Annotated in this window: 9 protein-coding genes; all 9 read left to right on the top strand. The window is 71.3% G+C overall.

Annotated features, from left to right (window positions below):
* Nucleotides 1-6: 6 nt before the first annotated feature.
* Entirely contained in the window at nt 7-1644 is a 1638-nt protein-coding gene (oleC, locus tag Q0863_RS06835) for an olefin beta-lactone synthetase (protein WP_298576711.1), read from the top strand.
* Nucleotides 1641-2666: a 2-alkyl-3-oxoalkanoate reductase gene (oleD, locus tag Q0863_RS06830; RefSeq protein ID WP_298576709.1), complete on the top strand. Its 1026-nt coding sequence runs from the start codon at nt 1641-1643 to the stop codon at nt 2664-2666. The genes oleC and oleD overlap by 4 nt, the downstream gene beginning before the upstream one ends.
* Before the next feature lie 120 nt (nt 2667-2786).
* Nucleotides 2787-2945: a DUF1328 domain-containing protein gene (locus Q0863_RS06825; RefSeq protein ID WP_149102795.1), complete on the top strand. Its 159-nt coding sequence runs from the start codon at nt 2787-2789 to the stop codon at nt 2943-2945.
* 157 nt (nt 2946-3102) lie between these two features.
* Entirely contained in the window at nt 3103-3747 is a 645-nt protein-coding gene (locus Q0863_RS06820) for an SCP2 sterol-binding domain-containing protein (protein ID WP_298576706.1), read from the top strand.
* The gene (ubiB, locus tag Q0863_RS06815) at nt 3744-5414 is read left to right on the top strand and encodes a ubiquinone biosynthesis regulatory protein kinase UbiB (RefSeq protein WP_298576704.1); all 1671 of its coding nucleotides are present in this window, start codon (nt 3744-3746) and stop codon (nt 5412-5414) included. Before Q0863_RS06820 ends, ubiB begins: the two co-directional genes overlap by 4 nt.
* 183 nt (nt 5415-5597) lie before the next feature.
* Nucleotides 5598-6215 (top strand): hypothetical protein, encoded by a 618-nt coding sequence (locus Q0863_RS06810; RefSeq protein WP_298576702.1) that lies wholly within the window; start codon nt 5598-5600, stop codon nt 6213-6215.
* Nucleotides 6216-6245: 30 nt separating this feature from the next.
* The gene (locus Q0863_RS06805; protein ID WP_298576700.1) at nt 6246-8225 is read left to right on the top strand and encodes a hypothetical protein; all 1980 of its coding nucleotides are present in this window, start codon (nt 6246-6248) and stop codon (nt 8223-8225) included.
* Nucleotides 8226-8393: 168 nt separating this feature from the next.
* A complete protein-coding gene (locus Q0863_RS06800; RefSeq protein WP_298576699.1) occupies nt 8394-13718 on the top strand; it encodes a DNA repair ATPase in 5325 nt (1774 codons plus the stop codon).
* Nucleotides 13715-14467, top strand: coding sequence for a hypothetical protein (locus tag Q0863_RS06795; protein WP_298576698.1), 753 nt, complete (start codon nt 13715-13717; stop codon nt 14465-14467). Before Q0863_RS06800 ends, Q0863_RS06795 begins: the two co-directional genes overlap by 4 nt.
* The last annotated feature ends 2 nt before the right edge of the window (nt 14468-14469 follow it).

Here is a 14469-nt window from a genome sequence, read left to right as displayed (position 1 = left end):
CCCGGCATGACCGCTCCCTGCAACATCGCCGCCGCGCTGCCGCGGCTGGCCGCCGAGGCGCCTGCGCGCATCGCCATGCACTGCCCCGGCCCGCGCGGCGACTACGCCATGTCGCTCAGCTACGGCGAACTGGACGCGCGCAGCGACGCCATCGCCGCCGGCCTGGCCCGGCGCGGCATCGTCCGCGGCACCCGCACGGTGCTGATGGTGCGGCCCACGCCGGAGTTCTTCCTGCTGATGTTCGCGCTGTTCAAGGCCGGCGCGGTGCCGGTGCTGGTCGATCCGGGCATCGACCGGCGCGCGCTGCGCCAGTGCCTGGACGAGGCGCAGCCGGAGGCCTTCATCGGCATCCCGCTGGCGCAGTTCGCGCGGGTGCTGCTGGGCTGGGCGAAGTCGGCGCGGGTGCGCGTCACCACCGGGCGCCGCGCCCTGCTCGCCGACGCGACCCTGGCGCAGGTCGAGCGCGACGGCGCCGGCGCCGGTCCGCAGCTGAGCGACACCGCGCCCGACGACGTGGCCGCGATCCTGTTCACCAGCGGCTCGACCGGCGTGCCCAAGGGCGTGGTCTACCGCCACCGCCATTTCGTCGCGCAGATCGCGATGCTGCGCGATGCGTTCGGGATCGCCGGCGGCGGCGTCGATTTCCCGACCTTCCCGCCGTTCGCGCTGTTCGATCCGGCGCTGGGGCTGACCTCGATCATTCCCGATATGGATCCGACCCGGCCCGCCCAAGCCGATCCGGTGAAGCTGCATGCGGCGATCGCGCGCTTCGGCGTCGACCAGCTGTTCGGCTCGCCCGCGCTGATGCGGGTGCTGGCCGACCATGGCGCTCCGCTGCCGACGGTCAGGCGCGTGACCTCGGCCGGCGCGCCGGTACCGCCGGAGGTGGTGGCCAGGATGCTGGAGCTGCTGCCGGACGAGGCATCGTTCTGGACGCCCTACGGCGCCACCGAGTGCCTGCCCGTGGCGGTGATCGAAGGGCGCGAACTGCTGTCGCTGCGCGAGCGCACCGAGCAGGGCGCCGGCACCTGCGTCGGGCGTCCGGTGGCGCCCAACCAGGTGCGCATCATCCGCATCGGCGACGAGGCGATCGCGCAGTGGTCGGACGAGCTGCTGGTCGCGCCGGGCGAGGTCGGCGAGATCACGGTGGCCGGGCCCAGCGCGACCGATGCCTACTTCAACCGCGAGGCGCAGACGCGGCTGGCGAAGATCGAGGAACGCGGCGAACACGGCGTGCGCACCGTCCACCGGATGGGCGATGTCGGCTGGTTCGATGGCGACGGACGGCTCTGGTTCTGCGGGCGCAAGTCGCATCGGGTGGAAACCGCCGACGGCCCGCTCTACACCGAACAGGTCGAGCCGGTGTTCAACGTCCATCCCGAGGTGCGTCGCACCGCGCTGGTCGGCATCGGCGCCGCCGGCGCGCAACGGCCGGTGCTGTGCGTGGAAACCGTGGCAGGCACCGGCGCCGCGCAGCACGCGCGGATCGCGCAGGAACTGCGCGCGCTGGGGGCGCGCTTCGCGCATACCGCGCGCATCGACCGCATCGTGTTCCATCCGAAGTTCCCGGTGGACATCCGCCACAACGCCAAGATCGGCCGCGAATCGCTCGCGCGCTGGGCCGCGCGCAGGAGCCAGGCATGAAGCTGCTCGTCACCGGGGGTGGGGGTTTCCTCGGCCAGGCCCTGTGCCGTGGCCTGGTCGAACGCGGGCATGAGGTCACCAGCTTCAACCGGAGCCGCTATCCGGCGCTCGACGCGCTGGGCGTGCGCCAGGTGCAGGGCGACCTGGCCGACGGCGATGCCGTGCGCGCGGCGGCCGGAGGCATCGACGCCATCTTCCACAACGCCGCCAAGGCCGGCGCCTGGGGCAGCTACGACAGCTATTACCAGGCCAACGTCATCGGTACGCGCAACGTGCTCCAGGCCTGCGCGGCGCACGGCATCGGCCGGCTGGTCTACACCTCCACGCCCAGTGTGACCCATCGCAAGACGCATCCGGTCGAAGGCGGTACCGCCGAGTCCGTGCCCTATGGCGAAGGCTTCAAGGCGCCGTACGCGACCACCAAGACCATCGCCGAGAAGGAGGTGCTGGCCGCCAACGGCAGCGCGCTGGCCGGCGGCGCGACCCTGGCGACCGTCGCCCTGCGTCCACGCCTGATCTGGGGTCCGGGTGACCAGCAGATCCTGCCGCGCCTGGTCGAGCGCGCGCGGGCCGGACGGCTGCGCTTCGTTGGCGACGGCCACAACCGCATCGACACCACCTACATCGACAACGCCGCGCAGGCGCACTTCGATGCCTTCGAACATCTCGCGCCGGGCGCGGCCTGCGCCGGCCGCGCCTACTTCATCAGTAACGGCGAGCCGATGCCCACGCGCGAGATCGTCAACGCGCTGCTGGCCGCCGCAGGCGCCCCGCAGGTCGAGGGCACGATCCCGTTCGCGGCCGCCTACGCGATCGGCGCGGCCTGCGAGACGCTGTGGCCGCTGCTGCGGCTGAAGGGCGAGCCGCCGATGACGCGTTTCCTGGCCGAGCAGCTCAGCACCACCCACTGGTATTCGATGGAGCCGGCGCGGCGTGATTTCGGCTACGTGCCGCGCGTGTCGATCCAGGAGGGCCTGCGCCGACTGCAGGCCGCGTGGTCCGGCGGCGCAGGGGCTGGCTGAGCGAGGCGCAGGTTTCACGACGGTCTCACCCGGCTCTCACTGGCCCGCGACCGGGCCTGCCGTAGCGTCTGCCGTGCATCCATTCCACGGGCCACGCGCCCATTGCCACGGAGACGCTCCATGCTCAGGTACGCCGTCATCTTCTTCGTCATCGCGCTCATCGCAGCGGTCCTCGGTTTCTCCGGCGTCGCCGGTGCCGCCACCAACATCGCCTGGATCCTGTTCGTGGTCTTCGTGATCCTGGCGATCGTGTCGCTGCTGCGCGGCAAACGCGTCTGACCCGGGATTGAGTCGCGTCGCAGAAGGGCCCGCCGCGAGGCGGGCCTTTCGCGTGTCCGGGACCTTGCGCTGCGTCCGCGCACGCCGGCCCACCCGGCGACGGATGGCGACGCGACGGCCACACGCCGCCACCCGGGCCACCGCTACAATGCCGCGCATGGCCAGCGTCCCTCCGTTTCCCTTCGATGCCCTCAAACCGGTCGCCGGCCGCGCGCTGGAGATGGCGCTCAATCGCGCGATCGCACTCGACGCCGACACCCGCGCCGCGCTGGCGCGCCTGGACGGGCGCGTGGTCGAGCTCACGCTCGCCGCGCCGCCGCTGGCGCTGCAGCTGCGCGTGCAGGGCGATCGCCTCGCGGTCGGTCCGGTCGAGCCCGCGGGCGATCCGGACCTGGCGGTGCGGACCACGTTGGGCGGCCTGCTGGCCCAGCTGCCGTTCCTGCGTCGGGACGACGCGCCTGCGGTGGGCCGGGTGCGCGTGTCCGGCGACGCCGAGCTGGCGCGCAGCCTGCAGCGCCTGGCCGAGCGGTTCGACCCGGACTGGCAGCAGCCGTTGGTGAGCGTGTTCGGCGAGATCCTCGGCGTGCAGGTCGCCAATGCGATCGGCACCGCCCTGGCGCAGGCGCGCACGCTCGGTGGCGGCCTGGCGCGCAGCGCCGCCGAATACGTCACCGAGGAATCGCGCGACGTGGTGCCGCGCGCCGAACTGGAGGCCTTCCTCGACGACGTCGACGGCCTGCGCGAGGACGTCGACCGCCTCGCCGCGCGCCTGTCGCGGCTGTCTTCGGGGAGCGTGGCTTGAGCAGCCTGCTGCGCGCCGCGCGCATCGGCCGCGTGCTGCTGCGCTACCGGCTCGATTCCCTGCTCGATGCCACCCCGGCCGAGCGCTGGCTGAAGCTGATGCGGCCGTTCGTGCCGCGCGCCTCGGCCGCCATCGCCGCGCAGCCGCGTGGCGCGCGGCTGCGCCTGGCGCTGCAGGAACTGGGGCCGATCTTCGTCAAGTTCGGACAGATCCTCTCGACCCGCCGCGACCTGCTGCCGCCCGACATCGTCGACGACCTGGCGCTGCTGCAGGACCAGGTCGCGCCCTTCGACGGCGACATCGCGCGCCAGATCGTGGAGAAGGCGCTGGGCGCGCCGATCGACGCGCTGTTCGCCGAATTCGACACCGTGCCGCTGGCCTCGGCCTCGATCGCCCAGGTGCACGCGGCGCGGATGCATCCGGTCGGCGACGGCCCGGGCCGCGAGGTGGTGGTCAAGGTGCTGCGCCCGGGCATCGCCCGGCAGATCGCCGGCGACACCGCCCTGCTGCACAACCTGGCCGGGCTGGTCGACCGCACCCATCCCAACGCCGACAAGATCCGGCCGCGCGAAGTGGTGGCCGAGATCGAGAACACCCTGGCCGCGGAGATCGACCTGCAGCGCGAGGGCGCCAACGCCTCGGTGCTGCGCCGCTTCTGGCTGCACTCGCCGGACCTGTACGTGCCCGAGCCGGTGTGGAGCCACACCACCGGCAACGTGCTCACCCTCGAACGCGTGCGCGGCATCAACAGCGACGACATCCGGGCGCTCGATGCGGCCGGGATCGACCGCCGCGCGCTGGCGGCCAAGGGCGTGCGGGTGTTCTACACCCAGGTCTTCCGCGACAACTTCTTCCATGCCGACGCGCACGCCGGCAACATCTGGGTCGACCCGGACCGCAAGACCGACCCGCGCTTCATCGCGCTCGACTTCGGGATCATGGGACAGCTCTCCGGCGAGGACCAGTACTACCTCGCCGAGAACTTCATGGCGATCTTCAACAAGGACTACCGCCGCATCGCCGAGCTGCACATGCAGGCCGGCTGGATGCCGTCGCACATCCGTATCGACGAGCTGGAGGCGGCGGTGCGCTCGGTGTGCGAGCCCTACTTCACCCGGCCGCTGTCGGAGATCTCGCTGGGCGAGGTGCTGGGCAAGCTGTTCCGCACCGCGCAGCGCTACGAACTGACCCTGCAGCCGCAGCTGATCCTGCTGCAGAAGACCCTGCTGACCATCGAGGGGATCGGGCGCCTGCTGGATCCGAAGATCGACATCTGGGCGGTGGCGCGGCCGGTGCTCGAACGCATCCTGGTGGAGCGCTACAGCCCGCGCAGGCTGGCATCGGAGTTCCGCAAGCGGCTGCCCGAGCTCATCACCCAGGCCCCGGAGATGCCGCGCCTGCTGCACGCCTGGCTGCAGCAGCAGGTCGAGGGCCGGCACGAACTGCGGATGCGCTCGACCGACGTGGCCGAGATCACGCAGACGCTCAAGGCGCTGCAGCGGCGGATGGTCGCCGCGATCCTCGGCGTGGGCCTGCTGGTGGTCGCCGCGGTGCTGTACGCGCTCGAGGCCGGCGGCCCGGCCTTCGTCGGCGTGCCGCTGTCGGCCTGGGTGGCCGGCGTCGGCGGGCTGTGGGCGATCCTGGCGGCCTTGCCGCGACGCGGCTAGCGCCGACCCGGTCTCGCGCCCGGCTCGCGCGACCTTGTCCTCCGGTCACATCCCGCGCGCCCGGCCGTCTGGGTTCGGAACGAAGCAGGAAACTGGCATCATTCCCCCCCGGCCCGCGTTGTCTTCGATGACAGGCGGCCGGAGGGGAGCCGGCGCCAGCCGCATCGGCACAGGGACGGGGACATGACGCTATTGCTGGCCACCAGCCTGGGATATCCCACGCTCGCATGGAGCATCGTGCTGGGCGGGCTGCTGCTGTTCTGGCTGGTGGCGGCCCTGGGCATGCTCGGCCTCGACGCGGCGGGCCTGGACGTGGCCGACGGCGCCGACGCGGGCGGCATGGTGTCGCGGCTGGGGCTGGACGGGCTGCCCACGCTGCTGGTGCTGAGCGTGGTCGCGTTCCTGGCCTGGATGCTGACCTACTTCACCCACCTGCTGCTGCTCGCGCCGCTGCCGGCGCTGCTGCGCTACGCCTTCGGCACGCTGGTCCTGCTGCTCTCGCCGATTCCCGCCATCCTGCTCGCCGCGGCGCTGCTGCGGCCGCTGCGTCGCGCGGTGCTGCGCATGCGTCCGGCGCCGGTGGCCTCGCTGCTCGGACGCGTGGCGACCGTGCGCACGCCGCTGGTCGATGCGCGCCACGGCATGGCCGAGCTCGATGACGGCGGCGCCGGGTTGATCCTGCAGGTGCGCCACGACGGCGACGCGGCGATCGCGCGCGGCGACCGCGTCGTGCTGATCGAACACGATGCGCAGGCCAACACCTGGCGGGTGATGGCCGAGCGCGATTACCACACCCTCTGATTCACCGGATCGTTCTTCAGGAGCCGCTACATGGAACTCGCACTGCTGGGCCCCTTCGTCATCGGTGCCGCCGGCGTCGCACTCGCGCTGGTCGTGCTGGCGATCGTCTTCAAGTCCTTCTACAAGAAGGTCGACCAGGGCACGGCGCTCATCGTCAACGACATGAGCTCCCAGCCCAAGGTGCACTTCACCGGTGCGCTGATCATCCCGGTACTGTACCGCGCCGAGCTGATGAAGATCAGCCTGATCACGCTGCAGATCGACCGCCGCGGCAAGGAGGGCCTGATCTGCCGCGACAACATGCGCGCCGACATCGCGGTGGCCTTCTACCTGCGCGTCAACGAGACCCAGGCCGACGTGCTGCGCGTGGCCAAGGCGCTGGGTGCCGACCGCGCCTCGGACAAGAACGCGGTCGACGAGCTGTTCAACGCCAAGTTCTCGGAGGCGCTCAAGACGGTCGGCAAGAAGTTCGAATTCACCGACCTGTTCGAGAAGCGCCAGGAGTTCCGCGACGAGATCATCAAGGTCATCGGCAACGACCTCAACGGCTACGTGCTCGAGGACGTGGCGATCGACTACCTCGAGCAGACGCCCAAGCACGTGCTTGACCCGAACAACATCCTCGACGCCGAGGGCATCCGCAAGATCACCGAGCTGACCGCCTCGCAGAACGTGATCACCAACGAGCTCTCGCAGAACGAGCACCTGGCGATCACCAAGAAGAACGTCGAGACGCGCGAGGCGACGCTGTCGCTGGAGCGCCAGCAGGCCGAGGCCGAGGCGCGGCAGAAGCGCGAGATCGAGACCATCCAGGCACGCGAGGCCGCAGAGACCCTGCGCGTCCAGGAGGAGCAGCGCCAGCTGGCCGAGGCCGCGCGCATCGAGGCGCAGCAGCTGATCGACATCCGCGACCAGAACCGCATGCGCGAGGTGGAAGTGGCCGAACAGAACCGCCAGCGCGCCGTGGCCATCGAGGCCGAACGCGTGGCGCGCGCGCGCCAGCTCGAGCAGGTGACCACCGATCGCGAGGTGCAGCTGCAGGGCGTGGAGCGCGACAAGGTGGTCGAGCAGGGCCGCATGGACGTGGCCAACATCACCCGCGAGCGCATCGCCATCGACAAGACCGTGGCCCAGGAGGAGGAGCGCATCAAGGAGGTGCGCGAGGTGTCCGAGGCCGACCGGCTCAAGCAGATCGCGATCCTCGACGCCGAGGCGCGCGCGCAGCAGGCGCTGCTCGAAGCGGTGAAGAAGGCCGAGGCGGGCGAGACCGCAGCCAAGCACCGTGCAGTGGAGATCACCACCCTGGCGCAGGCCGAGCTCGAGGCCGCCAACCGCCAGGCCGAGGCCAAGAAGGTGATCGCCGATGGCGTGCGCGCCGAGCGCGCCGCGCCGGGGCTGGCCGAGGCGCAGGTCAAGGAGGCCGGCGCGGTGGCGATCGAGAAGGTCGGCATCGCCGAGGCGCGCGTGGTCGACGCGATGGCCGACGCCAACCTCAAGCAGGGCGCGGCCGAAGCCAAGGTGCTGGCCGAGAAGCTGGGCGCGCAGGCGCAGGGCGAGGAGCAGATGGGTCGGGCGCGGGCGACCGCGGTCGAGTCGATCGGCACCGCCGAAGCCGAGGTCGTGGGCAGGAAGCTGGCCGCCGAGGCCGAAGGCCTGACCCGCAAGTTCGCGGCGCTCGATTCGCTCAGCGAGAACGCGCGCGTGCACGAGGAGTACCGCATGGCGCTGGACACCAGCCTCAAGCAGGCGTTGGCTTCGATCGAGGCCGGCAAGGAAGTGTCCAAGGAGAACGCCGAGGTCATCGCCACCGCGCTGCGCAATGCCGACATCGACATGGTCGGCGGCGACGGCGGCATGTTCGACAGCCTGGTGCGGGCGATCTCGCTGGGCAAGTCGATCGAAGGCCTGGCCGACAAGAGCCCGGTGGTGCAGGAGCTGATGCAGAAGTACCTGGGCGTGGGCCTGAATCGGGGATTGCCGAAGGCGGACGCCGACGCGCCCGCAAGCTGACGCTTCAAACCCCCTCCTCCGCTTGCGGGGCATTGCGCCCTTTACGGGTGGAGGGTTGGGGTGGGGGCAACGATCGCAACGTCCCTTCCAGCGCGCTTCGCGCGCGTCCCCTCCCAGCCTTCCCGCAAGCGGGGAAGAAGTACCAGCCCAGCAGGATGACGAGCGGCGATGACCGATCCGAAGCAGGACAACACCGGCGGGATTGAAAGCGGCGCCACCAGCACCGTCGACCAGGCCGTCGCCCAGGGCGGTGCGTACGAGGTGCTGCGCCGTCGGCTGGTCGAGCAGGGCGCGCGCCTGCGCGCGCTGGCCGATGGCCTCAACGCGCGTCGACTGCAGGAATTCGGCGACAGCCGGCTCGAGGTGGCGGGCCGGTTCCGGGTGCGCACCGAGCACAACTGCGTCGGCCGCGACATCGTCCAGGTTGGCGACGACCTGCTGCTGTTCGGCTACAACGTGTTCCTGGGACTCAAGACCCAGACCCGGATCGAGGACGTGTTCGGGCTGTACCGGCTGGTCGAAGGGCCCGACGGTTACGACGTGACCCCGGTCGACCCGAAGGACAGCTTCCTGGCGCAGCCGGGCTTCGTCCACGACTTCACCGAACTCTACGCCTACTATCGCCATGCGCGCCTGCTGCAGCTGATCAAGCGCGACGGCAAGCTGCTGGCCGCGTTCCAGATCGGCGAGCGCAGCAGCGACGTGCGCGTGTTCCGCTGGGCGATCGGCAGCGACGGCACGCTGGCGTGGATCGACTCGCGCGGCGAACGCGACATCGCCCTGCCGCCGCCGTTCGACTTCGAATGGACCCGCGCTACCCGCGACCTGATGGTGGCCGGCCGCCATCCCCACCTGAACATCCTCGACACGCTGTTCGTCGAAACCACCGGCGGCGACCTCACGATCAAGGTCGAGAACAACACCGGCACCGGCCAGGGCGTGTACAGCGAGCCGGTGGAGGACAGTACCCAGTCGCTGGACGATGCCACCATCGACTACGCCCGGGTCGGCTCGCTGGTGCTGCTGAAGATCCTGCCGTATCGCGAGCAGCAGTGGCGCGGCCTGATCTACAACACCATCACCGGATCGGTGGTGCGCAACGACGCCATCGTGCAGGCCTGCGTGCAGCTGCCCGAGGACCACGGGGTCATCTTTCCCGGGGGCTACTACCTGCAGAGCGGCGAGCACAAGGCCTTCGACGCGGCCATGCAGGGCATGCAGTACAAGCGCAGCGTGCGTTCGCCCAATGGCGAGGACGTGCTGTACGTATTCTACGAGCGCGACGGCGGCCGCTCGGCGCTGTTCGTCTACAACACCATCCGCCGCGAGCTGCAGAATCCGCTGTTCGGCCATGGCTACGCCTTCCTGCAGGACGGGCGCATGGTGCTGTTCCACGCCGAGGGCGACGCGCCCACGCGCATCCACCCGATGCAGGTCTGGCAGACCCCGTTCACCAGCGAGGAGTTCGCCGCGCAGCGGCCGGCCGGCAACAGCTTCATGGGCCGGATCGGCAATGCCGCGCTGGTACGCGGCATCTCCGACCTGCTCGAACTGGGCCGCGGCATCGACGACGCGCGCGTCTCCGCGCAGCGCTACCAGCTGCTGGTGCACGGCACCCGGCGCATGTTCGATGCGCATCACTGGCTCGACGATGCCCACTGCGACGGCGCGGCCTCGCTGCTGCACGAGATCAGCGCCACCGGCGAGTCCGTGCTCGACGAGTACGAGAAGGTCGAGGACATCCGCCGCCAGTCCGACACGGCCATGGCCGAGGCCAGCGCGGCGCACCGCGCGCTGCTGGCGAAGCTGCAGCCGGAGAACTGGACCGCGATCGACGAATTCGTCGAGGCGCTGGGCGCGATCTCGCGCCAGCGCGGGCACCTGCTCACCATCCGCGACTACCGCTACATCGACACTGGCGCGATCGACGCGATGGGCCAGGCGCTGCAGCAGGCGCAGGAGCGGGTGGGCGCGGCCACCGGCGCATTCCTCGGCGGCGAGAAGGCGCTGGCGCCGCTGCACGCGCGCCTGCAGGAGCTCGACGCGGCCGCGCAGCAGGCCGGGACCGCACGCGCGCTGGCCGAACAGCTGGCCGCGATGCAGGCCATGTCGGCCGAACTGGACATGCTGTCGGAGCTGATGGCCAGCCTGAAGGTCGACGACGCCACGCAGCGCACCCGCGTGGTCGAGGCGATCTCGGCGCTCTACGCGCGCCTCAACCAGGCCCGCGCGCGCGCCGAGCAGAAGCGGCGCAGCCTCGGGTCGGCCGAGGCCGTGGCCCAGTTCGGCGCGCAGTTCGCGCTGTTCGGGCAGTCGGTCTCCAGTGCGCTGGGCCTGGCCACCGATCCCGAGCGCGCCGACGAGCAGCTGTCGCGGCTGATGGTGCAGCTGGAGGAGCTGGAGAGCCAGTTCGGCGAGCACGAACAGTTCCTCGGCGACATCCTGGCCAAGCGCGAGGAACTGCTCGACACCTTCGAGGCGCACCGCCAGGCGCTGCTCGACCAGCGCCAGCGCAAGGCGCAGTCGGTGTTCGATGCGGCCGCGCGCATCCTCGAAGGCCTGGTCCGGCGCACCGAGCGCTTCGTAACGCTCGACGAGCTCAACGCCTTCTTCGCCGGCGACCCGCTGATCCTCAAGCTGCGCGAGCTGGCCGGGCGCCTGCGCGAGTACCGCGACAGCGTCAAGGCCGACGACCTGGAGGCGCGTCTGAAGGGCGTGCGCGACCAGGCGGTGCGCAGCCTGCGCGACCGCAGCGACCTGTTCGAGGACGGCGGCCACGTCATCCGGCTGGGTCCGCGCCACCGGTTCAGCGTCAACGTGCAGCCGCTGGACCTGACCATCCTGCCGCGCGGCGACGGCCTGGCCGTGCACCTGACCGGCACCGACTACTACGAGGCCATCCACGATCCCGAACTCGACGCGCTGCGCGACTGGTGGCAGGTGTCGCTGGATTCCGAATCGCCGGCGCTCTACCGCGGCGAATACCTGGCCGGGCTGATCCTCGACGCCGCCGTGCACGGGCGCGATGGACTGGACCTGGACACGCTGGAACATGCCCTGGCCGACCCGGCCGCGCTCGATCGGCTGGTGCGCGAGTTCGCCGCGCCGCGCTATCGCGACGGCTACGAGAAGGGGATCCACGACCACGATGCGGCGCGGCTGCTGCAGGCGCTGGTGCCGCTGTACCGCGGCGCGGGCACCCTGGTGCATGCACCCGCGGCCCGCGCGCTGGCGCTGCTGTTCTGGGCGCGCCACCAGCAGCGGCAGGACGTGCAGGCCTGGCCCGAACGCGCGCTCGGTGCGGAGGCGGTGCGCGGCCTGTTCGGCACGCGCGAAGGCATCGAGGCGCTGCAGGCGGAGATGGCGGCGGCCCTGGCGGAATTCATCGGCGAGAGCGGGCTGCCGTTCGAGGACGCGCAGGTGCAGGCCGCGGCCCTCTATCTGTTTGCCGAACTGCGCGAGGGCGAGCCGACCTTCGGCTTCAGCCACTACGCGCGCGACCTGCTCGAGGCGCTCGACGCGCAGCTGCGCACCGCCGGGCTGGCGGAGGGGTTCGAGCGCTCGCTGCGCCAGTCGCCGTCGCCGGCCGCGCAGTGGGCGCAGCTGGCGCAGTGGCTGCGGGCGATGACCCGCGAGCCGGCGCAGGCGACCCTCGCCGGTTACGTGCCCGAGGCGATCGCCCTGCGCCTGGCCGGGCGCGAGCTGCGCCATCGCAACGTCGAGGCCACCCTGGTGGCGGCGGTGGACGGCCTGCTCGGCGAGCATCCGCGTATCGCCGGCGGCCGCCTGGCGCTGTCGGTCGACGATTTCCTGGCCCGCTTCGGCAGCCATCGCGAGCGGTTCGTGCCCGGCTTCGAACGCTACCAGGCGCTGCGCCAGCGCATCGCCGCGCGCGAGCGCGAGACGCTGCGGCTGTCCGAGTTCCGCGCCCGGCCGCTGAGCTCGTTCGTCCGCAACCGGCTGATCAACGAGGTCTACCTGGCGGTGATCGGCGACAACCTCGCCAAGCAGATGGGCACCGCCGGCGAGGACAAGCGCAGCGACCTGATGGGCCTGCTGATGATGATTTCGCCGCCGGGCTACGGCAAGACGACCCTGATGGAGTACGTCGCCAGCCGCCTGGGCCTGGTGTTCATGAAGATCAACGGGCCGGCGCTGGGCCACGAGGTGCGTTCGCTCGATCCGGCGCAGGCGCCCGACGCCACCTCGCGCCAGGAACTGGAGAAGCTCAACCTCGCGCTGGAGATGGGCAACAACACCATGCTGTATGTCGACGACATCCAGCACACCCACCCCGAGTTCCTGCAGAAGTTCATCTCGCTGTGCGACGGCACCCGCCGCATCGAGGGCGTGTGGAAGGGCCGCACCCGGACCTACGACATGCGCGGCAAGAAGTTCTGCGTGGTCATGGCGGGCAACCCCTACACCGAGTCGGGCGAGGTGTTCCGGATCCCCGACATGCTGGCCAACCGTGCCGACATCTACAACCTCGGCGACGTGCTCGGCGGAATGGAGGACGCCTTCAAGCTCAGCTACATCGAGAACAGCCTGACCTCCAATCCGGTGCTGGCGCCGCTGGCCACGCGCGACCTGGCCGACCTGTACCTGCTGGTGGACAGGGCGTCGGGCAAGGACGTGTCCACCAATGCGCTCAGCCACGCCTACAGCGGCGCCGAGGTCAACGAGATCGTGGCCACGCTGCAGCGGCTGATGCAGGTGCGCGACGTGGTCTACCGGGTCAACCAGCAGTACATCGCCAGCGCCGCCCAGGCCGACCGCTACCGCACCGAGCCGCCGTTCCGGCTGCAGGGCAGCTACCGCAACATGAACAAGCTGGCGGAGAAGGTCTCGCCGGTGATGAACCCGGCCGAGCTGCAGCAGCTGATCGCCGACCACTACCTGGGCGAAGCGCAGCTGCTGACCACCGGCGCGGAGGAAAACCTGCTCAAGCTGGCCGAGCTGCGCGGCACGCTGGACGAGGCGCGGGCCGCGCGCTGGGCGCAGATCAAGCGCGACTTCCTGCGCAACAAGGCGATGGGCGGCGAGGATGCCGACACCGGCGCGCGCGTGGTCGCGCAGCTGGCCGACATCGCCGAAGGCCTGACCTCGCTGCGCACCCAGCCTGCGCCGGTACAGGCCGCGCCCGACGTGCCCTGGGAGCGCCTGCTGGCGTCGCTGCAGCAGACCATGGCCGCGCGAAGCGGCCAGGACGATGGCGCGGCGCAGTGGCTGCAGTCGCTGCCGGAGGCCATGCGCGGCGCCTTCGATCCGGTGCTCTCGCACCTGGCACAGGGCCAGGAGCGGCAGGCGCAGCTGAACTCGGCGCTGGTACAGATCCTCGACCTGCTGCGCACGAAGCTGTCCGAAGCAGCGGTCGCGCCGGCGCAGGCGCCGGGCCGGCGCGCGCGGCCCAAGAGCGCGCAGGAGATCGAGCTGGAAGAACTGCTGCGCCAGCTGCGCTTCCGCGCCGACCGGAAGCCGGGCGAGTCGTGAGCCGCGACCCGGCGCCGGTCGACCTGGACGACGCGCTGGCCGTGGTCGGCTACGGCGCGGACGCGCTCGACGGGGCGCTGGACGCACGCCTGGCCGAGGCGCTCGACCATGCGCCCGCGGCCGCGCTGGTGCAGCGGCTGGACGAGCTGCGGCGCGCGCTGCAGGCCGGCAGCCCGCGTGTTACGCGCCGTGGCGCGGGCCTGGTCGGCCGGCTGCTGGGTCGCGACGTGCAGGCGGAAGCCGAGGCACTGCGCCTGCGCGACCGGCTCGGCGTGCTGATCGCGCGGGCCGACGCCGATGCCGGGGGCGTGCGCGCCCGCACCCGCGTGCAGCAGGCGCTGCTGGACGAGGTGGAGCGGTCGATCCACGCGATCGAAGCGCGTACCGGCCAGGCGCGCGACTGGCTCGACGCGCATCCGCAGGCCGGCACGGGGTCGGGCCTGGTCGCGTCGCCGCGCGAGCGCCTGCTGCAGCGGCTCGACCAGCTCGACACCGTGCGCGCCGCCTGGACCATCGGCGCGTCCCAGCTGGCCCTGCTGCGCGATCAATCGCTCGACCTGCTGGCCCGCTACCAGCGCATCCGCGACGTGCTGCTGCCGGTCTGGCGCCAGCATGCGCTGGGCGACGCCGCCGCAGCCGGCGGCCAGCGCGCCGGCGAGGCCGCCCGCGCCCATGCCGCGATCGAATCGGAAGTCGTCGCCATGGCCGCTACACTCGATCCCCGACCCGCACCGCAGGCACCGGAGTAGAC

The sequence above is a fragment of the uncultured Luteimonas sp. genome (assembly GCF_947492465.1).
In the GTDB taxonomy this organism is placed as follows: Bacteria; Pseudomonadota; Gammaproteobacteria; order Xanthomonadales; family Xanthomonadaceae; genus Luteimonas.
The sequence above is the reverse complement of the archived record's forward strand: the minus strand, read 5'-3'. Positions and strand labels throughout refer to the sequence as shown.